The organism is Methylomonas sp. MED-D (genome assembly GCF_050276835.1).
GTDB classification, from domain to species: domain Bacteria; phylum Pseudomonadota; class Gammaproteobacteria; order Methylococcales; family Methylomonadaceae; genus Methylomonas; species Methylomonas koyamae_A.
The window spans coordinates 4,892,580-4,911,559 of sequence record NZ_CP189965.1 but is presented as its reverse complement, the minus strand read 5'-3'; the positions used below and the strand labels follow the sequence as shown (position 1 = coordinate 4,911,559).

The 18,980-nt window shown below is 56.0% G+C and carries 20 protein-coding genes; 13 read left to right on the top strand and 7 right to left on the bottom strand.

The features are described 5' to 3' along the window. Positions 1-5 precede the first annotated feature (5 nt). The 7 genes from ACQE3E_RS21890 (at position 6) to ACQE3E_RS21860 (ending at position 8,669) form a co-directional block, all read left to right on the top strand. A complete protein-coding gene (locus tag ACQE3E_RS21890; protein ID WP_427501074.1) occupies positions 6-1,388 on the top strand; it encodes an efflux transporter outer membrane subunit in 1,383 nt (460 codons plus the stop codon). Continuing rightward, positions 1,385-2,551 (top strand): efflux RND transporter periplasmic adaptor subunit, encoded by a 1,167-nt coding sequence (locus ACQE3E_RS21885; protein ID WP_427501073.1) that lies wholly within the window; start codon positions 1,385-1,387, stop codon positions 2,549-2,551. Before ACQE3E_RS21890 ends, ACQE3E_RS21885 begins: the two co-directional genes overlap by 4 nt. Further along, on the top strand, positions 2,548-5,652 hold the full coding sequence (locus ACQE3E_RS21880; protein WP_427501072.1) for an efflux RND transporter permease subunit: 3,105 nt from the start codon (positions 2,548-2,550) through the stop codon (positions 5,650-5,652). The genes ACQE3E_RS21885 and ACQE3E_RS21880 overlap by 4 nt, the downstream gene beginning before the upstream one ends. 673 nt (positions 5,653-6,325) lie before the next feature. Further along, complete coding sequence (locus ACQE3E_RS21875) at positions 6,326-6,631, top strand: hypothetical protein (protein WP_427501071.1); 306 nt, start codon at positions 6,326-6,328, stop codon at positions 6,629-6,631. 76 nt (positions 6,632-6,707) lie between these two features. Continuing rightward, on the top strand, positions 6,708-7,070 hold the full coding sequence (locus ACQE3E_RS21870) for a hypothetical protein (protein ID WP_281021698.1): 363 nt from the start codon (positions 6,708-6,710) through the stop codon (positions 7,068-7,070). 87 nt (positions 7,071-7,157) lie between these two features. Continuing rightward, complete coding sequence (locus ACQE3E_RS21865) at positions 7,158-7,559, top strand: DUF6228 family protein (protein ID WP_427501070.1); 402 nt, start codon at positions 7,158-7,160, stop codon at positions 7,557-7,559. Between the two features lie 390 nt (positions 7,560-7,949). Further along, positions 7,950-8,669, top strand: coding sequence for a hypothetical protein (locus ACQE3E_RS21860; RefSeq protein WP_427501069.1), 720 nt, complete (start codon positions 7,950-7,952; stop codon positions 8,667-8,669). Positions 8,670-8,819: 150 nt separating this feature from the next. Here ACQE3E_RS21860 and ACQE3E_RS21855 read toward each other — a convergent pair whose 3' ends face one another. The 6 genes from ACQE3E_RS21855 to ACQE3E_RS21830 form a co-directional block, all read right to left on the bottom strand. After that, a complete protein-coding gene (locus ACQE3E_RS21855) occupies positions 8,820-9,113 on the bottom strand; it encodes a transposase (protein WP_427501068.1) in 294 nt (97 codons plus the stop codon). A 22-nt stretch (positions 9,114-9,135) separates the two neighbouring features. After that, entirely contained in the window at positions 9,136-10,695 is a 1,560-nt protein-coding gene (gene tnpC, locus ACQE3E_RS21850; protein ID WP_313728405.1) for an IS66 family transposase, read from the bottom strand. A 31-nt stretch (positions 10,696-10,726) separates the two neighbouring features. After that, positions 10,727-11,077, bottom strand: a complete 351-nt coding sequence (gene tnpB / locus ACQE3E_RS21845; RefSeq protein WP_313727828.1) for an IS66 family insertion sequence element accessory protein TnpB — start codon at positions 11,075-11,077, stop codon at positions 10,727-10,729. After that, positions 11,053-11,460, bottom strand: a complete 408-nt coding sequence (locus tag ACQE3E_RS21840) for a transposase (protein ID WP_231883784.1) — start codon at positions 11,458-11,460, stop codon at positions 11,053-11,055. Before ACQE3E_RS21840 ends, tnpB begins: the two co-directional genes overlap by 25 nt. Before the next feature lie 77 nt (positions 11,461-11,537). Beyond that, positions 11,538-11,894, bottom strand: a complete 357-nt coding sequence (locus tag ACQE3E_RS21835; protein WP_427501067.1) for a transposase — start codon at positions 11,892-11,894, stop codon at positions 11,538-11,540. Further along, the gene (locus ACQE3E_RS21830) at positions 11,813-12,295 is read right to left on the bottom strand and encodes a helix-turn-helix domain-containing protein (protein WP_313728406.1); all 483 of its coding nucleotides are present in this window, start codon (positions 12,293-12,295) and stop codon (positions 11,813-11,815) included. The genes ACQE3E_RS21835 and ACQE3E_RS21830 overlap by 82 nt, the downstream gene beginning before the upstream one ends. Before the next feature lie 207 nt (positions 12,296-12,502). On the opposite strand from ACQE3E_RS21830, the gene ACQE3E_RS21825 reads away from it, so the two are divergent. Beyond that, positions 12,503-13,045, top strand: coding sequence for a flavin reductase family protein (locus ACQE3E_RS21825; RefSeq protein WP_427501066.1), 543 nt, complete (start codon positions 12,503-12,505; stop codon positions 13,043-13,045). A gap of 325 nt (positions 13,046-13,370) precedes the next feature. Here the strand turns inward: ACQE3E_RS21825 and ACQE3E_RS21820 are convergent, their stop codons facing one another. After that, the gene (locus ACQE3E_RS21820) at positions 13,371-15,248 is read right to left on the bottom strand and encodes an IS110 family transposase (RefSeq protein ID WP_427501065.1); all 1,878 of its coding nucleotides are present in this window, start codon (positions 15,246-15,248) and stop codon (positions 13,371-13,373) included. A gap of 429 nt (positions 15,249-15,677) precedes the next feature. On the opposite strand from ACQE3E_RS21820, the gene ACQE3E_RS21815 reads away from it, so the two are divergent. The 5 genes from ACQE3E_RS21815 to lptB are packed head-to-tail and all read left to right on the top strand — an operon-like array spanning position 15,678 to position 18,976. Continuing rightward, positions 15,678-16,652, top strand: coding sequence for a KpsF/GutQ family sugar-phosphate isomerase (locus ACQE3E_RS21815; RefSeq protein ID WP_064028123.1), 975 nt, complete (start codon positions 15,678-15,680; stop codon positions 16,650-16,652). A 12-nt stretch (positions 16,653-16,664) separates the two neighbouring features. Then, a complete protein-coding gene (kdsC, locus tag ACQE3E_RS21810; protein ID WP_064028125.1) occupies positions 16,665-17,198 on the top strand; it encodes a 3-deoxy-manno-octulosonate-8-phosphatase KdsC in 534 nt (177 codons plus the stop codon). Further along, positions 17,195-17,764, top strand: a complete 570-nt coding sequence (gene lptC / locus ACQE3E_RS21805) for an LPS export ABC transporter periplasmic protein LptC (protein ID WP_064028127.1) — start codon at positions 17,195-17,197, stop codon at positions 17,762-17,764. The genes kdsC and lptC overlap by 4 nt, the downstream gene beginning before the upstream one ends. Beyond that, the gene (gene lptA / locus ACQE3E_RS21800; RefSeq protein ID WP_064028129.1) at positions 17,751-18,251 is read left to right on the top strand and encodes a lipopolysaccharide transport periplasmic protein LptA; all 501 of its coding nucleotides are present in this window, start codon (positions 17,751-17,753) and stop codon (positions 18,249-18,251) included. The genes lptC and lptA overlap by 14 nt, the downstream gene beginning before the upstream one ends. Next, positions 18,251-18,976: an LPS export ABC transporter ATP-binding protein gene (gene lptB, locus ACQE3E_RS21795; RefSeq protein WP_064028131.1), complete on the top strand. Its 726-nt coding sequence runs from the start codon at positions 18,251-18,253 to the stop codon at positions 18,974-18,976. The genes lptA and lptB overlap by 1 nt, the downstream gene beginning before the upstream one ends. Positions 18,977-18,980: the final 4 nt, after the last annotated feature.

The window sequence follows — 18,980 nt, the reverse complement described above, 5'->3', positions numbered from 1 at the left end:
ATCGCTTGATTCGAATACCGAAATTCAATGTCCGCCGCGCGGCGCTGGTCGGCAGTCTGGCCGGCGTGCTAAGCGCTTGCGAAACCGCGCCGGAACGCGATCCGGCCGCGTTGACCTTGGCCGTGCCCGCGCAATGGCGAGAAGCGGTGAGCGTGCAGGAACCGGTAGCCGGCTGGCTGGCCGGTTTCGGCGACGAGCAACTGAACGCGCTGATCCGGGTGGGGCTGGCCGAGAACTTCGACCTGCTGTCCGCCGCCGCGCGGGTCGATGCCGCGCGCGAACAAGCCGTGATCGCCGGCTCCGGTCGCTGGCCGCAACTGTCCTTCGTTCCCGGCTACCAGCGCGGCGACGCCGACGGCCGCCAATCGGTGGAGTCCGGCGCCTTCGGCGCGCTGTTCAGCGCCAGCTGGGAGCTGGATGTCTGGGGCCGAATCAAGGCCGCCCAAATCGGCCAGGAACGCGAGGCCGACGCGACCGGCGCCGATTACGCCGCCGCGCGTCTGTCGCTGGCCGCCGCGATCGCCCAGACCTACTTCGAATGGCTGGAAGCGCAATGGCAAGCCGAAGTCGCCGCCCAGTCGGTTAAGGATCGCAGAGTGATCGTCGATTTGATCCGCGGCCGTTTCAATCGCGGCCTGACCCGCGGCTTGGACTTGCGTCTGGCCCTGACCGATCTGGCCAACGCCGAAGCGCAATCGGCCAGCGCGCTTAACGGCGTGCAGATTCTGGCCAAGCGCTTGCAGAGTCTGATCGCCCGCTACCCCGACGGCGAATTAGCCGGCCGCAGGGCCTTGCCGGAAACGCCCCAGGCCTTGGCAGTCGGCTTGCCGGCGGAATTGCTGACACGCCGCCCCGATATCGCCGCCGCGTTTCGACGCTTGGCGGCCGCCGACGCCCGGCTGGAAAGCGCGCAAAAAGCCTTGCTGCCGCGCGTGACGCTGACCGGCAGCGGCGGCACCAGTACGCCGGCCCTGGCCGACATCGTCGATCCACGCTCGGCGGCCTGGAATTTGGCGGCCGGTCTGGCCCAACCCTTGTTCACCGGCGATCGCTTGCAAGCCGACATCCGCCTGAACGAAGCCCGCGTCCGCGACGCCTACCAGCAATACCAAAGCGTGGCGCTGAACGCGTTTCGCGAAGTCGAACAGGCATTGGCCGCCGAGGCCAGGCTGCGCGACCAGGAACGCGCGCTGCGCGAGGCGGTCGAGCAAACCGAAGCCAGCCGCAAGTTGGCGGTATATTCCTATCAGCAAGGTTTGATCGAAATCCTGACCTTGCTGGACAGCTACCGCAGCACTTTGAACGCGCAAAGCGCGCATCTGGCGGTGCGGCGGCAGTTATTAACCAATCGCATTAACTTGTATTTGGCCTTGGGCGGCCCGGTGTGAACGAAAAATCCCGATGGTTACCACTGATTTTGCCGGCCGTGGTGCTGACCGCCGCGGTCGGCGCGGCCTGGGCGATGATCGCGTTGCGACCCGGCAGTCTGCCGGCGCCGGCCGAGCCGCCGGTGCCGCGTGTCGAGGTCATCAAAGCCGAGCCGCAAACCTTGAAATTGAACGTGCATTCGCAAGGCGTGGTCGCGCCGCGCGAAGCCATCGACTTGATCGCCCAAGTCGCCGGCAAGGTGGAGAAGATGCACCCGGCCCTGGTGTCCGGCGGCTTCTTCAAGGCCGACGAGCTGCTGGCGAGCATCGATCCGCGCGACTACGATTACGCTATCGTCGCGACCCAAGCCAAGATCGCCGAAGCCAAACGGGTGTTGATCAACGAACGCGCCCAGGCCGAGCAAGCCCGTAGCGAATGGCAGGCGCTGGGTGAGGGCGAAGCCAGCGACCTGGCCTTGCGCAAACCGCAGCTGGCCGAAGCCGAAGCCAAATTGCAGGCCGCCGAAGCCGATCTGGCCAAGGCCAAGCTGGACCGTAGTCGCTGCGAAATCCGCGCGCCGTTTTCCGGCCGGGTGCTGAATAAGCAAGTCGGCCGCGGCCAGTTTCTGCCGGCCGGCGCGACGATCGCCCGGATTTACGCCAACGACATCGCCGAAATCCGGCTACCGGTCGGCATCAACGAACTGGCATTTCTGGATTTGCCGCTGGGTCAATCCGGCCGGACCGGGCAATGGCCGGCGGTGACCTTGAGCGCCGAGGTGGCCGGCCAGCCGCAAACCTGGCGGGGGCGCATCGTTCGCGGCGAAGCCGAGCTGGACAGCAGCAGCGGCCAATTGTTTCTGGTCGCGCAGGTCGAACAACCCGATAACAGCCGCGACGGCGGAGCGCCGCTATTGAGCGGCTTGTTCGTGCAAGCCGAGATCGAAGGCGTGGCTCGGGCCGGACTGTACGCCTTGCCGCGCAACGCCTTGAATAATCTGGGCCAAGTCAAGCTGGTCGATGCCGAACAACGCCTGACCTTCCGCGACGTGGAGCTTCTGCGCGGCGAGCCCGGCCGGGTCATCGTCAAATCCGGCCTGAACGCCGGCGAGCGCATCGTGGTTTCGGACATGCCGATGCCGGTGGCCGGCATGCGGGTCGAAGTCTCGGCAGAACGGCCATGAGCCGCTCGCACGGCGCGGCCCGCCGGGGCGGGGTCTTGGCTTGGTTTGCCGGCAACCCGGTCGCGGCCAATTTGCTGATGCTGCTGATTCTGGCCGGCGGGGTGATCGGCATGCTGGACGTCGACAAGGAAGTGTTTCCGCGCTTCAGTCCGCATCAGATCGAGATCGCCACCACCTTCCCCGGCGCGGGACCGTCCGAAGTCGAGGAATCGGTGTGCATCCCGATCGAGGAAGCGATTCAGGACTTGCCCGGTATCAAGCATTTGCACGGCGAAATCCAGGGCGATACCTGTCTGGTGTCGGTCGAAATCCGCCCCGACCGGGATCGCGAACAAATGATGGCCTTGTTGCGCGCCAGGGTGCAAGCCATTCCGCGTCTGCCCAAACAACTGGAAAAAATCGACGTACTGCCGGCCGACCGCAAGGACGACGACGGCGTGATCTGGGTGGCGCTGCACGGCGACACCGATGCCTTCAAATTGCAACAGTTCGGCGACCGGATTCAGCAACAGCTGTCGACCATCCCCGGCGTCAGCCGGGTGCGCAATTACGGAGAACGGGCTTACGAAATCGGCATCGAAGTCGCGCCGGAACAAATGCGCAAATATCAATTGACGCTGGACGAAGTCACCCAAGCGGTGCGGGCGGCGTCGGTCGACCTGCCCGGCGGCCTGATCCGCAATCCGGACGGCGAATTGCTGCTGCGGGTGGCCGGCCGCGCCAAGGACGCCGACGCGGTCGGCGCGCTGATCGTCAAGACCCTGCCTGACGGCAACCGGCTGCGGCTGGACCAGATTGCCACGATCCGCGACGGCCTGGAGGAACGCTTGTACGACTGGCGCCACAACGGCGAAACCGCGCAGGGCTGGGAAATCCACACCGAGCGCGACAGCGTGGCGGTGGCGCGCAAGGTCAAGGCTGAAATCGAGGCCATCCGCGCCGGTCTGCCGGAAGGTTTGCGCCTGATTAGCTGGTGGGACGATTCCCAGGCCTACGACGAGCGCATCGGCACCTTACTCGAAGACGGCCTGAGCGGCTTTTTGCTGGTGTGTTTGGTGTTGACGCTGTTCCTACGGGTGCGGGTAGCCTTGTGGGCCGGCGTCGGCATTTTCACGTCGGTACTGGGCGCGTTCTGGCTGATGCCGGCGCTGGATATTTCGCTGAACATGCTGTCCTTGTTCGGTTTTTTGCTGGCGATGGGCGTGTTGGTCGACGATGCGATCATCATCGGCGAAAGCGTGCACAGCCGCCAGATCGAAGGCGGCGAAACCCCGCTGCAAGCCGCCGTCAACGGCGTACGCGCGGTGGCCTTGCCGGTGACCCTGTCGGTGTTGATCGTGTTGGTCGCGTTTCTGCCGGGCTTGTATTTGCCGGGTTGGGCCGGGCAAATGATGCGGCCGATCTGTCTGATCATGATCCTAACGCTGGTGTTTTCGCTGATCGAGGCGCTGCTGATCCTGCCCTCGCATCTGGTCGCGCCGGTACAAGCGCCGGCCTCGGGCAACGCCTTGCACCGGCTGCGCGCGCGGCTGAACGGCGGCCTGGACCGTTTGGTCGAGCGGGTGTACCGGCCGCTACTGGCGGCGGCCTTGCGCTGGCGCTATCTGACCGTCGCGCTGTTCGCGGCCCTGCTGATTATTTGCTGGGGTTTGGTCGCCAGCGACCGGGTCCGTCAATCGATCAATCCGGATGTATCCAAGGACAGCTTTTGGGTCTCGATCCGGCTGCCGCAAAGCGCGCCGTATAGCGAGGCGCAAGCCCTGGCCACCCGCGTCGAAAACGCCTTGTTCGAATTGCGCGACGAACTGGACGGCGTGCCGCCCACGGCCGGCAAACGCGGTCACGATCCCGAGCATAGCGTCATTGTCGGCGTCGAAACCATCGTCTGGGAACACGGCGGCGGACTGTGGCTGGAATTGTCGGCGGCGGGCCGCCAGCGCATCAAGGTCGAGGATTTCATCCGCGACTGGCGCAAGCGCATCGGCGACATTCAAATCGGCCAGGTGGATTTCATTTTCAAGGAAGGCGACGAACCCTACGACCTGGAGCTGACGGTCGGCGCCGACAATCCGGCCCAACTCGGCCCGGCGGTCGAACAACTCAAGCAACAAATCAAGGGCTTTCGCGGCGCCTACGACGTGATCGATTCCGGCGAGCCCGGCAAGCCGGAAATTCATTTAACCCTGAAGCCCGAGGCCGAACGGCTGGGCATGCGCCTGGAACAACTGGCCGAGCAGGTCCGCAACGGCTATTACGGCGAGGAAGTGCATCGCTTCATGCGCGGCCGCAAGGAAGTCAAGGTGATGGTGCGTTTTCCGTTGCGCGAGCGCCGCTCGCTGGAGCAACTACAAGCCCAACCGGTACGGCTGCCCAACGGTGCCAGCGCGCCGCTGGCGAGCTTGGCCGACGTGGAAGTGCTGCAAGGCTACGCCCGCATCATCCGCGAGGACCGGCAACGAGTACTGAAAGTCCAGGCCAGGGTCGATCCAACCGTGGCCGACGCCAACGAAGTCTACGCGGTGCTGGAACGCGACGTGTTCCCAACGCTGGAAAGCCGCTTTCCCGGCCTGAACGTTAAAATCGGCCAGCAACGCCAAGAGCAGAAAGAGCTGCTGGCCGCATTCGGCAAAAACACGCTGATCGCGCTGTTGGTGATTTACGCATTGATCGCGGTGCCGTTTCGCTCCTACGCCAAACCGCTGATCTTTCTGCTGGCGGCGCCGGTGGCCTGGTGCGGCGCGGTGTTGGCCCACTGGGCGGCCGGCCTGCCGCTGTCGATGGAATCCTTGGTCGGCATGATCGCCGCCAGCGGCGTGGTGGTTAACGACAGCCTGGTGTTGCTGGACTATCTGCGCCAGCACGACGGCGACCAGCGGCCGGTGGACGTGCTGATCGCCGAGGCCTGCTGTTCCCGCTTCCGGCCCATCCTATTGGCCTTCCTGACCAACTTCGCCGGCTTCCTGCCCACCCTGCTGGAAACCAGCCCCCAAGCCCAATTCCTGATCCCGATGACGCTGTCGCTGTCCGCCGGCCTGCTGATCGGCATGGCCGCCAGCTTGATTTTGACCCCGGCTTGTTATGCGTTGTTGGGGGAGAGGTGAGTTGGGGGCTGCGCACCGGCCTGCGCGCGGTTGCAGCCTACCGTTCAATCTGATTCAATGCCGGCAACTTGTTGTAGACCTACTCTATCTACTTGGCTCCGATGATATACGGAAACTATCTAATAACTAGTTAGCCATCTAATGGAGAATCCATGAATCCCGAAACATGGGAGTTTTTAAAATCGATATTTTCAGCCTTAGTGGGCTCGGGATTGACGTTGGCGGTTGTCGTTAAATTTGGGCAGTCGTGGTTTTTTAAGAAAATTGACGCGAAATACGCAATCGATTTGGCGGAGAAAAACAACCAGCTATTGGGCAGCTTGAACATAAGAAAAATGAGCTAAATAAAGAACTTCAGATTGAAGTAACTCATTTCAAATCACAGTTAGAGGTTCTGGGCAGTCAGCAATCAAGATTTCTAGAGAAGAAAGTCGATAGCATTCTTCTTCTAAACCAGAACCATTATTTAACCATCAAGAAGATTAAGTAATTAACAGATATCACTAATATATGGGTAGAGGAAGCAGCAAATTACTTCAAATTTCAAATTGATGATAGAGAACAGGAAGAGTTATCAGACTACGAAGTCTATCGAAAAATACACCAGGATCACTGGCCTCACTATAACAAATCCGCGACCTCTGCTTTCAATAAATATGCGGAATGTTTGGCCTTGAATATGCCAATCCTTCCCAAAGAGCTAGTCGAAGAAGAAATGGTAATTATTGACAGGTGTAGAAGTATATTGTCCGATACCTCTATGAACTTCAATAGAGCCATGAACTTTACACAATACATTATTGTGCCCAAAGAGTGCGAAGGAACAGAGGAGGAATTTATGGTCAGTCTAATTGAAGAACACGAGAAGTCCATTGAGCATAAAGAATATATAGATAATTTATCAAATGAGCTATTTAATAAGTCATTAAGAAGTGGTGCACTCATAGAGTCTTTATTGCGGCATCAGGCTAATGGCTAACAAGGCGCTCGTTCGGATGCAAACTACGCTGCACTTCGTTTGCAGTGCACAGCTTTAACGTTATGCTCGAAAAATAATGAAGAAATGGGATGTAAACGAAAAGCCTAAATTTGACTTTTGCCCTGAACAGTATTGTTTCTGTTGGACGCCACCCGGCGGTACGGCAGACTTATCAGGAAAATCTTATGGCAGTTTTGAGGATGCTGTGGCGGCAATTAATAATGGTGTAACGTTTTTGCATGGTGGTTGTGCGGCGCTATTTCGACCTTGTCAGAGGGAAACAAACAATCCTACAGACAAAGATTGCTATGAACCTCACGAGAGTATATTGAGAAAAGATCAGTTGCCTGAGTTGATATTTTGTAATCCAGAAAATTTAGATGATGAATTTATTAGGGAATATAATGAAATGACAAACAAAATATGGAAACAAGCATAACAAGTCAATTTCACTCGGACGGGAAAAAGCGCCGCTCGTTCCTCGCTATGTTTTTGCCTCTGGTGAATTGTGGCGCTAGCTATCAGCATGGACACAGTTTCAATTAAGTCATGTGACGATTCCACGATCCTCAGCTTTCGGTTGTCGAGGCGCACAAGCGACGCAATCGAATTTGTTGCATCGCTTACTGGAGCGCCATTTGTTGGAGAGGTTCATTCAACTACATATTTTTCGGGTCCACCTACCCTCTTATTCCGAGAAATGGCTGAATCATGGAAAGGGTGGAAAGGGGAGAAAGTATGGTCAGCGCTTGACGGTGAACTTAGTCTTTCGGCTACAAGCACATCACTAGGCCACATTACTATGAAAATTGAAATGGTTGGTCAGTCCGGTGATTTTAGGCTTTATGCCATTCTTGGTTTGGAAGCCGGTCAGCTAGAGGAGATATATAAGAATGTCAGTATTGTTTTCCCGATCAATAATCGCTAACCAGCCCGCGTAGGGCGCATTAGCGATAGCGTAATGCGCCGAATGATTAAAAGCCAACATGTGGCGCAATACGGCTTCGCCTATTGACGCCCTACAATTACGCCTTACGGCCTTTCTTCCACATGACGTTGGCTAAACTCTCAAATCCCATTTAATACAACCATGAAGAGCTTTCTGGACAAATTTTCCGATTTAATTATCGAACGACTCCGAAGTAAGTTTTTTATTGCATTTAGCATATCCTGGCTGATTTCTAATTATCGCTTTATATCAATAATATTTAGCGAAAACTCATTTCCTGACAAATTTTTTTATATCGATAACATACTGTATACCAAATGTGTATTTTTCATCAACGAAGCCTGGGCCCATTACTTGGTCTTCCCTTTTTTGGCAGCCATATCGTATCTATTTATTTACCCGATTTTTGACTTATACATAACCTTGTTAACGGATAAAATAGAGAACCATCGGAATAAAAAAATATATGATGGAAGAAAGACAACCATAGTTAGCCATGAATATCTAAACAGCATTATTGGCAACCACAACCTTGAAATCAGCAAAGCAAAAGAGCAGAACAACTCCTTAACCGGTGAGTTAATGAAAACACAGAATGACCTTACAACCTCAAGGACGGCTGGCAATTTAAGAACTAGCCGAGTGTTAGTAGCGCTTATGCTTAACAACAGTATTAATAGCGGTAATCGGACTACATTAAGCGAACACTTATCCAACGAAGACAACCTGGATCAATTTATTGACAAAATATCTAGCGGCAATCTCCTGCCGCAGGACTTACAGCATGAAGGGATATTAGACTTATTTAGCTCTGACTTAAAATCGGATTTTTCAAAGTTCATATCTATTATCCAGAGCAATGCAAACAATCCTGGTGGAGCCGGGATCATTGAAGTATATAACACGGCGAAATCTAGCTTTAACCTGAGTTACTTGCTATTTGGCGTTTTTATAGAATTTCTATTCTTACTAAAATGCATCGATTTTAGAGACGATATATCAAAATACAGATATTTATCTAATAATCAAAAAATATCAATTTCGAATCTTGACATGCTCGACACCTTAGCTCGCCTATTAAAGGAATAGTCTAATATGGGACAAACAACTTATCGCAAAGGCCGTAACAAGCCTTGATGAAATCGGCTATCCCCCACAACTCGCCGATGTTAGTCACGTGACAGAACCGCCGACACCCTCGATTCCGCTAACACTGCATCAAGGCTACGCAATAAGCTCTTAGCAAAAAGTTAGCGTGTATTGTGAGCCAAACCCTCGGCCAATTTCGTCAATAGCCTGCTCAAGCTCATCCGGCATAAATGTTTTGAATGGCAGCCATTCATATTTCATTTTATGCCACAGCAATTCAATCCGATTCAACTCAGGGCTATAGGGCGGCAGGAAATAAAATCGAATACCTTTCTCTTCCAGCAAATCCCAATACGGCTTCAGTTTTTTGGCCGTATGAATGGACGCATTATCTAAAATCACGTAAGCGATCTTTGAAGGACGCACTAGAACTGAAACGGACAATGACTTAACCGTTGGCGTACGATTAGTCCGTTAGGGCGTCGAGATTCCAAGGCAACAGCGCTTCGAACTCTTCGACAGTTTTTGCGGTGGGAAGCTTTCGGAACAGATCGACCAGATAGGTGTAAGGGTCGACGCTATTGGCCTTGCAGGTTTCGATCAACGAGTAAAGATTAGCGCTGGCACGGGCGCCGGCCACCGTATCGCAAAACAACCAATTGCGGCGGCCCACCACGAAGGGGCGTATGGCGTTTTCGCAGAGGTTGTTGTCGATGGGCCAAGCGCCGTTGTCGACGAAGCGGATCAGTTTGGACCACTGCGATGACAAGTAATGCAAAGCCTTGCCCAGCAAACTACCGGGGATTACCGCATGCAGATGTTGTAGCAGCAGGGCTTCGATTTTGACCAAAACCGGTCGGCTTTGCTCCTGGCGCCGCTGCCCACGCTGTTCGACGCTCAGGTCTTCCGTCTGAGTTTCAATCGCGTACAGTTCACCCATCGCCGCGATAAACTGCGTCGCCAGTTGCTCCGGGCCGCGCGCGGCTTTAGGAATGGCGGCTTCGGCCTCGACAAAATAACGCCGCGCATGCGCCCAACAGCCGAGGTGAATCGCACCCCGGCTGGCTGCAATGGCGTTATACACCTCATAGCCGTCGCTCATCAGTACCGCGCCGGGTTTGATGCCTTCATACAACGGCTGCGCATGCGTTCCGCCGCGCCCCGGCGTGTAGCTGAACAGCCGAATCGGCGGTCCGGAGCCGGTCATTTGTGCCCACAGATAGCTTTTGCTTTGCGCGGCTCGGCCGGATTCTTTGAGCACTTGAACCACGGTTTCGTCGCCCAGGATCAGATCGGCATCGAGCAGATGGTCGCGCAGCAAGTTGATGATGGGTTGCACTGCGTCGCCAACCCGCACCATGCTAGCCGCCAGCGTGTTGCGCGACAGATCGCCGCCGAAACGGCTCAACAGCGCGGCTTGCCGATACAGCGGCAGGCTATCCTGGTATTTGGCGGTGACGACCCAGGCTAATGCCGTTTCGGTGAGTAAGCCTTTGGGGATGATGCGAACCGGTGCCGGCGTCACGCGAATGCTTTCATCGCAGCACGGGCAGGCATATTTGACGCGGTGATGTTGAATGACTCGCACCTGTTGCGGCACGATGTCGAGCTGCTCGCTGATTTCAGCGCCGATTTCCACCAGACGAGTACCGTCATGCGCACAGATGCGTTCGGCTTCCGCTAATTCATGGCGCACGATCTCACGCGGCAGATGCGGATCGAGCGGTTTGCGACCGCGTTTCTTACGGCGGTGACCGGCCACCTCGACCGCTTCGGGCGTGGCTTCCTCGGCGATTGGAGCACCGTTCGGCGCCAACACTTCGGCTTCGTTCAGGAACAGGTCGCGCTGGGCCGGATTGGCCCGCGCCTCGGATTTTGCGGCATACAGCCTATGCAGAAAGGCATCCACACGTTCTTTCAATAAATCCCGCTCGACCGTCACCAACCGCAGTTGACTCGCCAGCCGTTGCTGCTCGGCCAGCAAGGCTTGGTAGTCTTCGGTGGACAGCGTGATGGTGGGCGTCATGCCGTTATTTTACCGGCTTTACATCCGCGTTTCAGCCCACTTGGGTATAGGTTCGTGCCGGATGCGGCCGCATCGCGGCCAAGTCAATACCGGCTAACAACCAGTGGAGTTGCTCGACCGTCAACATCACAACTGCTGCCTCTTTCGGCCAGTGAAAACGGTCGGCTTCCAGCCGCTTGAGCATCAACCAAAAACCGGTGCGGTCCCACAACAGCAGTTTGATCCGATCCCGCCGGCGGTTGCTGAACACGTAGATGGCCGGCTCGAACGGATTCAAGCCTAATGCCTGCTCAACCAGCAGCGCTAAACCATTGATGGCCTTGCGGCCGTCGACCGGCTCGCGGTGCAGGTAGACCTTCAATCCTGCGTCGAAACGAAACATGGCAGCTCGGCCAACGCCTTCAAAATCACCGGCAGGTCGCTCAGTGCGACAGGCTGTAACGCGAGTTTAACGCCGTTGGGCAACTCCGCACTGAGCGCTGACTCAGCCGGTTTCTCTGCGCTCAGCGACTGAACGGGCACAAAAGCCGGCAACGTTAATGGACTGTTCGGATTCGGATGTCCTGTTTCTCGGTAATGCCCCATCCACTTGCGCAGCAGATTGGCATTGATACCGTATTGCAGAGCGATCTTGGCAACCGATGTGCCCGAATGCAAGCAAACTTTCACTAGCTCCCGCTTGGCTTCCGGATCATAAAGGCAACGGCCGTCTCGCCCGTGCCCCACGATTAATGGCCGCGATAATCGCGTGTTATGCTCCTTCATAGGTGTCCACCTGATTATAAGTGGACACTATCTTCGTTCCTTTCGAGCTGTTTATACAGATGCTGTTAAAGGACCGCTTACAAAATCACCACCAATGGCTTGCTGACGCGTTGGACCAATGCCATCAGAAAGCCCAAAAACCACAGACCATTGACGCTTTGCCACAGCTTAGTCAGCATTAATCGACCCGATGAAAGCAAAGCGCCAATGACGTTCATCCGCTGCGCGCGTTTAGCGGTAATGGCATGAACTTCTCCGCTTTTGGTCCAAGCCGAACGATTCGGTGGTTGTGGTGCAAATCCGGCCTCATCCACATAGGCCAATTCGATTTCGCCGGCTTGCGCTTGCTGAATCAGTGCGGCAATGTCGTGTTGGGCCCGCTCGAAGCGCTCGGGATCACGCTTTTTTTTAAACTGTAACGGGTGCGCTTCCATACATAGCCCATCCGTTTTAACTCGTTCCGCAAGGTGCTGGCGCTAATCGTCACGTCGCATTCCGTCGTTAGACGACTGACCAATGCCCGGCAGTTTAAAGGTTCCGCATCGATCCATTCTTTGAGCCGGCATCGATGCGCGTCAGTCAATTTACTTGGTGCACCACTGCGGGGTTGATCCGGTAAACTGTTCAGCCCATTTCTCCACCACTTCCGCCGCCGCTCCCGTATAGCTTCCGGTTTCACGCCTTGCTGTTCTGCAATCGCAATGACTGTCTGGCCATTGGCTAACATCAAAATGGTCTGTGCCCGCTCCCGTTCTCGCCAATCGCTCCCTTTTTTGATAATTTGCTGGAGCTGCTCTCGTTCGCTTTCGTTCAATTCTATTGCTCTTGCCCGCATTCTGTCGCTACCACCACACCTGAAATCTCGCTATTTTAATGCATGGTGATTTGTTGTTAAGCGCTTACCAACCAGTACGAACCTACCGCGTTGTTTCCGGCTTCGCTACGGTGATAAGCTTATGCCGGTACCCGTGGTACGCGATGCATCACGACCGCTTGTGAAGCTGTGACGGCTTTACCGGCGCCCCTTTCGGAGTCTAGCCGGATGAAAACCCTGCCCCTCAACCAAGCCTTCACGTTGATCGAACCCGGCCCGGTGGTGTGGGTGACGACCAACGCCGGCCGGCGCGACAACGTGATGACTGTTTCCTGGACCATGGTGTTGGACTTCTCGCCCAAGTTCGCGATCGCAACCGGGCCGTGGAACCATTCCTATCAAGCGCTTCGCGACACCAAGGCCTGTGTGCTGGCGATTCCGACGCTGGACTTGCTCGACCGGGTGGTCGGCATAGGCATTTGCTCGGGCAGCGATACCGACAAATTCGCCAAATTCGGTTTGACCGCGCTACGCGGCCAGCACGTCGCGGCGCCTTTAATCCAAGAATGCTTGGCGAACATCGAATGCCGGGTGATCGACATCGTCGAACGCCATAACATCGTCGTGCTGGAGGGGCTGGCCGCTTACCTGGACGACGAACGCGCGGAACGCCGCACCCTGCACGCAGTCGGCGACGGCAGTTTCGTTGCCGACGGCATAAAACTGGATCGGCGGGCGATGATGGCGGCGAAATTGCCCGAAGGTATCTGATCGCCCATCCGCAAAAGCGGCGGATTTCGGTCGGTTCCGGCATTCGTTTTTAGCGACGACGCTAGCGCGGTGGGTTCATGCCGCCGCTTGCGGTCTGGAACGCGACGACGGATGTTCCGAACTCAGCGATTCTGGTTTCTAGCTCTCCGACAAAACCGTCGAGCTTTTTTGGAAAACGTTATCCTGCCGAACGGCAAGGTTTCGGCGACGAGGGCCGTAGGGCGGATAAGCGAAGCGTCATCCGCCGATAAAGCTGTCAATTATCCGGTCCACCCGCTTCAGCTCGTAGATACTCTGTTCAAAATCAACAAATTTCGTCGTTTCTTTATTGCGCGACATTTGGTACCGGAATGGCATAAAAGCGTGTGTTATCGAACGGCTGATCGTGCTTCAGCATGCCATGGATCGCATGCAGTAATTTACGCATGACGGCGCAGACGGCTTGCAAAGGTTTCTTGCCGTTGTCGAGCAAATGTTGGACGTACGCCCGCACATGCGGATCGTGCTGTTTGGCACTCAAGGCCGGCATATACAACGCCGAACGAATATGTCGGTTACCGGCCTTGGACAGCCGCATTTTCTTGTGTACGCTTTTGCCCGACTCAAAGGCCTTGGGGTCGAGTCCGGCAAACTTGACCCATTCGCGGTGCGATAGATTGGGCGGCAATAGCAGCAGCTCGCCCATCAAGGCGATGGCGCTGGTTTGGGCAATGCCTTTGATGCCGGTCAGCAGTTCGAATATTCGTTGAAGGTCCGGGTACTGGTCGATCAACGCCAGCGCCTCGCTAGCCAACGTATCGATACGTTTTTCCAGCTGACTAATCGCCAATTTGGCATCGCGCAGCAAGGCCTTCGGAGTTTCCTCTGTCGCACTCAGCGCATGCAGATGATTTTTCGCGGCGGCTTTTTGACCCGTCAGTGCGTCGATGCGGCGAGCAAAACCACGCAAGGCCAACACCTGATTCGAAGGGGGTGTCCAGGCGACGAAATCCATGCGCTCGACATATTCGGCGAGGGTATTGGCATCGACGGCGTCGGTTTTACTGTTTTTCATCAAGGCCTTGGCGAAGTTATGCGAAGCCTTGGGATTAACCACCATCACCGGAATGCCGGCGTCATGTAGCGCAATAGCGAGATCGAAATGGTAAATACCGGTGGCTTCCAGACAGACCTTGATGCCGGGTAATTTGATCAGTTTATTGACCAAACTCGCACGGTCAGCGCGGATATTCGACCGATACATCGCTAACATTTTCTCTGCGGCCGCCTTCACCAACTCCCGCAAAAACCCTGGCTCCACCACTTCCACCTCGGCGCCGTATTTCAGAATATCCATCAGCAATTCTTCGTGGCGGTTGAAGGGGATGCGTAGTTGGTAACGGCCGTCGGTCAGCCACTCGGATTCTTGTCGGCTATGCCAGGTTTCGTCCGCTACCCAGCGGCCGGCCTTGGCGGAGAAATTGAGGATGGCGGTATGTTTTGGGGGTGCCGGCGAAGATGCCGTAGGCGGAGCGAAGTGTTGTTGCAGTGTGTCCGGCTCCAGCAGAAGCGCCGGTTCGCCGCTGGCGGTTGCGGACCTGATTCGGTCCAGCGCGAAGGTGCGCGGTTCGTCGAGTTGGTGGCAGTAGGCGTCCAAGTACCAGTTGTCTTTATATAAAACCAGGTTTTGCGGCGAGATGGTCCGTGCGCTGGTTTGGTCGTCACTACGGGCGTGGTAATGAACCAGTAGCCGTTGTTGCTCGAACAGGGCTTGGGCCAGCGTTAGGAACAAGTCGCCGTCGCGGCAGCGGTAAGCGTGGCTGAGGATTTTGACCCGGCTCAGTTTCTGGGTTTTGATGCCCGGCGAGCGGTCCAGTAATTTTTGCAGATGGTCGCGGAGTTGGCCGATTTCGTTGCGTAACAATCCAGGCGCCAGGTTGCCGAGCAGATGCTGGCAGGCAATCAAGGCTTGCAGCTCGTCGGCGGTCAGCCAAATGCCGGGCAGTTCGAACGGGTAACGCGGGTCGGTACGGTCGTAGTAATAACCGCCCGCCGAGCGGTTGCAGATCAGCGGCGCGTTTAAATGGTCGGGCAGTTCCTTCGTCAGGCGTTGTCGAGTGGATTTTGAGCATCCCAGTTGTTTATCGAGTTCTTTTCCGGAAATCGGTGTGCGCCGGTGTTTTAGCCGATTATGGAATTTGATGATTTTGTCGATGTGCTGCATGGTCCGTCATCGCGGTGATCTTCTCGAACTAGAAGTCTAGCGTCTGTTTCTAGGTGCCGGATGTTGGCCGAATTCGGGTTGTCGTTCGCCGCCAGCTTGCATGCTCGGCAAGTCTTGCGACGGTTGGATTTGTCGTGAGCTTGCGGATTTTTTCCCAATTTTGGTGACTGTTTATGAAAGCCATTGGGCAAAGGACCGGCATACCTGGGTCGGAACGCCTTCGATCGCCACTGAACCCGCTACGACGCCCTTCCTTATTCATTGTCCGCAGTGACAAATCGTTTCATGATCGTTAGGTTAATATTGAGGATTTGCGCGCCCGGTTTTGCGGTGTAATCGTCGCTGGGATGTAAGTGTTGCGTGAAATTATCGGCGGTTACATGCAATAATGGTTCCTTTTTATTTTGCGGTTTTGGGGCAGGGTAACGGGTGAGCGGCGATAACGATATTCAGGCCTTGGCGCTGGCGGTGATTCAGACCGAAATGCAGGCCGTCGCGCGTCTGGCGGAACGGATCGACGAGGCGTTCGTGCGGGCCTGCCATTTGTTGTTGGACTGCAAGGGACGGGTGGTCGTGACCGGCATGGGCAAGTCCGGGCATATTGCCGGTAAGATTGCCGCGACGCTGGCCAGCACCGGGACGCCGGCGTTTTTCGTACATCCGGGCGAGGCGAGCCATGGCGATCTGGGTATGATTACTCGCCAGGACGTGGTGTTGGCATTATCCAACTCCGGCGAGACCGGGGAAATTTTGACGATCTTGCCTATCATTAAGCGACTGGGCGTGCCCTTGGTGGCGATGACCGGCAATGCCGATTCGACGCTGGCTCGCATGGCCAGCGTGCATCTGGACGTCTCGGTGGAACAGGAAGCTTGTCCTTTGGGCTTGGCGCCGACCGCCAGCACGACGGTGGCCCTGGTGATGGGCGACGCGTTGGCGGTGTCCTTATTGGAAACCCGCGGTTTTACCCGCGACGATTTTGCGTTGTCGCATCCGGGCGGTAGCCTGGGCAAGCGCCTGCTGTTGCGGGTCGAGGATATGATGCATCGCGGCGACGAAGTGCCGGTGGTGGCCGACGACGTCTTGGTTAGTCGGGCCTTGCTGGAAATGACCGAAAAGAAATTGGGCATGACGGCGGTGGTCGATGCCGATCGCAAGGTGGTGGGAGTTTTTACCGACGGCGATTTGCGGCGGATGCTGGAGAAAAATCTCGATGTTCACATTACCCAAGTCGCGCAAGTCATGAGCCGACCCGGCACAGTCATCGATGCCGGAATGTTGGCGGCGGAGGCGATGCGCATTATGGAAACCAAAAAAATCAACGCCTTGTTGGTTGTCGATCACGAGCGGGTCTTGCAGGGTGCGCTCAATACCCACGACTTGCTGCGGGCCGGCATCGTTTGAGGGCATTGCGACATGTTTGGATTGGATAGACAAAAGCTGCAAGTCATTGAAAACCTCAAGCTGTTGATTTTGGACGTCGACGGCGTGTTGACCGACGGCCGGCTGTTTTTCGACGACGAGGGGCGAGAATATAAATGTTTTCATGCCCGCGACGGGCACGGTATCAAGTTGTTGCGGCAGACCGGCGTCGAGGTGGCGGTCATTTCCGGCCGCAAGTCGAATTCGGTGACGTTGCGCATGCGTGGTCTGGGCGTCGAACACGTGTACCAGGGCCACGAGAACAAACGAGCCGCATTCGCCGAGATTCTGGAGTTGTTGGGGTTGCGAGCCGAGCAGGTCGGCTATGTCGGCGACGATGTGTTGGATTTGCCGATTATGCGCCAGGTGGGTTTCGCGGTGGCGGTTGCCGATGCCAATTTCGCGGTCAAACGTTACGCCGACTGGCAAACCGAAGCGGCTGGCGGATTAGGCGCGGTGCGCGAGGTTTGCGATCTGATCATGCAGGTGCAGGGGCGTTTCGATTCGGTTTTGCAGGCCTATCTATGAAGGGACGCATCCGCAATCTGGCCGTGTACGCTTACGTCGCGCTGGCGGCGGCGTTGTCCTGGTGGCTGGCGGAAATGCATGAGCTGCGTCAGGAGCAGATCAAGATCGAGGAAAACAGTCCCGATTTTTTCAGCGAGGTCTATTACAAACAGGAAATGGGTCTGGACGGTATCGCTAAAAACGAGCTGTCTGCCGAGCGGATGCAGCATTTTAAAACCGACGGCAGCACCCATTTGCAAAAGCCGGTGATGACGCTGTACAACCCCAACCAAATGCCCTGGGTGATTAAAGCCGATAGTGGCGTGATGGCCGCCGACGGCGAACATTTGCAATTGAACGGCACGGTTTTTATCAATCGGGAGGCGTCCAAAACCAACGCGGCGCTGACCGTCAATACTTCGGATTTGCGGGTTAATCTCGCCAGCCATTATGCGGAGACAGCGGCTTGGGCCGAAATTATCGGCCCGCCCAATAAAACGGCGGGAATAGGTATGGAAGCGACTTTCGTCAGTCCGATTCACCTGAAATTGTTGTCCAAAGTGAAAGGTCGCTATGAAATTAAGTAAAATGCTGGGTTGGAGCCTGTTATGGCTCGCGCCGGCGGTCGTTGCGCTGGAGTCGGATTCGGAACAACCGATTTACATCGACTCGAACAATGCCGTCTACGACGAGAAAACCCAGGTCAGCACCTATACCGGCGGCGTCGTCGCGACGCAAGGCACGATTCGTATCGATGCCGATCAGTTGGTGGTTTACCTGAAGGACGGAGCCATCACCAAGCTAATTGCCACCGGTAAGCCGTCGCGCTTCAAACAGTTGCCCGCCGTCGGCAAGGACGAAATGCACGGCGAAGGCTTGGTCAACGAATTCTACCCGGAAAAAAATCTGCTGATTTTCATGAAGAACGCCTCGGTTTGGCAGGGCGACGCCAAACAGTCCAGCGAGTATATCGAGTACGATACCAAGAACTCGCTGTTGAAGGCCGGCGAGCAGAGCACCGACGGCAAGCGGGTGCATTCGGTGATCCAACCCAAGACCAAAAAGGCTCCGTAATGGCGCGTTTGCTTGCCGAGCAGTTGTACAAGCGCTACAACAACCGTAACGTGGTTGATGGTGTCGGTTTGCAGGTCGATACCGGCGAAGTCGTCGGCTTACTCGGCCCCAACGGCGCCGGGAAGACCACCAGCTTTTACATGCTGGTCGGTTTGATTCGGGCGGATAAGGGCGATATTTACCTGGACGATCAGCGCATCACCTACCAGCCGATGCATCGGCGGGCTCGCTTGGGGATAGGCTATCTGGCCCAAGAAGCGTCGGTGTTTCGCAAATTGAGCGTGGCGGATAATTTGCGGGCGGTGTTACAGATTCGCGACGACTTGACCGACGGTCAGATCGAGCTAATGATTGACGAACTGCTGGCGGAATTTAATATCAACCATTTGCGCAAGCAACTGGCGCTGGGCTTGTCCGGCGGCGAGCGGCGCCGGGTTGAAATCGCCCGTGCCTTGGCCAGCGAGCCGCAATTTATTTTGCTGGACGAACCGTTTGCCGGCGTCGATCCGATTTCGGTGCTGGAATTGCAAAAAATCATCGCGCATCTGAAGCAGCGCGGCATCGGTATTTTGATTACCGAGCATAAGGTCAGAGAAACATTGGAGATATGCGATCGCGCCTACATCCTGAATGACGGCAAGGTTATCGCGGAGGGTGTATCCCGCGAACTGGTCGACAATGCGGAAGTGCGCAGAGTGTATCTGGGCGATAAATTTAGCTTATAGATTT

Excerpts from the sequence above, each read along its gene's own strand:
- ACQE3E_RS21880 (WP_427501072.1), top strand. The coding sequence starts at position 2,548 with ATGAGCCGCTCGCACGGCGCGGCCCGCCGGGGCGGGGTCTTGGCTTGG.
- ACQE3E_RS21870 (WP_281021698.1), top strand. The coding sequence starts at position 6,708 with ATGAAGAAATGGGATGTAAACGAAAAGCCTAAATTTGACTTTTGCCCT.
- ACQE3E_RS21865 (WP_427501070.1), top strand. The coding sequence starts at position 7,158 with ATGGACACAGTTTCAATTAAGTCATGTGACGATTCCACGATCCTCAGC.
- tnpC (WP_313728405.1), bottom strand. The coding sequence starts at position 10,695 with ATGACGCCCACCATCACGCTGTCCACCGAAGACTACCAAGCCTTGCTG.
- tnpB (WP_313727828.1), bottom strand. The coding sequence starts at position 11,077 with ATGTTTCGTTTCGACGCAGGATTGAAGGTCTACCTGCACCGCGAGCCG.
- ACQE3E_RS21840 (WP_231883784.1), bottom strand. The coding sequence starts at position 11,460 with ATGAAGGAGCATAACACGCGATTATCGCGGCCATTAATCGTGGGGCAC.
- ACQE3E_RS21835 (WP_427501067.1), bottom strand. The coding sequence starts at position 11,894 with ATGGAAGCGCACCCGTTACAGTTTAAAAAAAAGCGTGATCCCGAGCGC.
- ACQE3E_RS21830 (WP_313728406.1), bottom strand. The coding sequence starts at position 12,295 with ATGCGGGCAAGAGCAATAGAATTGAACGAAAGCGAACGAGAGCAGCTC.
- ACQE3E_RS21825 (WP_427501066.1), top strand. The coding sequence starts at position 12,503 with ATGAAAACCCTGCCCCTCAACCAAGCCTTCACGTTGATCGAACCCGGC.
- ACQE3E_RS21820 (WP_427501065.1), bottom strand. The coding sequence starts at position 15,248 with ATGCAGCACATCGACAAAATCATCAAATTCCATAATCGGCTAAAACAC.
- kdsC (WP_064028125.1), top strand. The coding sequence starts at position 16,665 with ATGTTTGGATTGGATAGACAAAAGCTGCAAGTCATTGAAAACCTCAAG.
- lptC (WP_064028127.1), top strand. The coding sequence starts at position 17,195 with ATGAAGGGACGCATCCGCAATCTGGCCGTGTACGCTTACGTCGCGCTG.
- lptA (WP_064028129.1), top strand. The coding sequence starts at position 17,751 with ATGAAATTAAGTAAAATGCTGGGTTGGAGCCTGTTATGGCTCGCGCCG.
- lptB (WP_064028131.1), top strand. The coding sequence starts at position 18,251 with ATGGCGCGTTTGCTTGCCGAGCAGTTGTACAAGCGCTACAACAACCGT.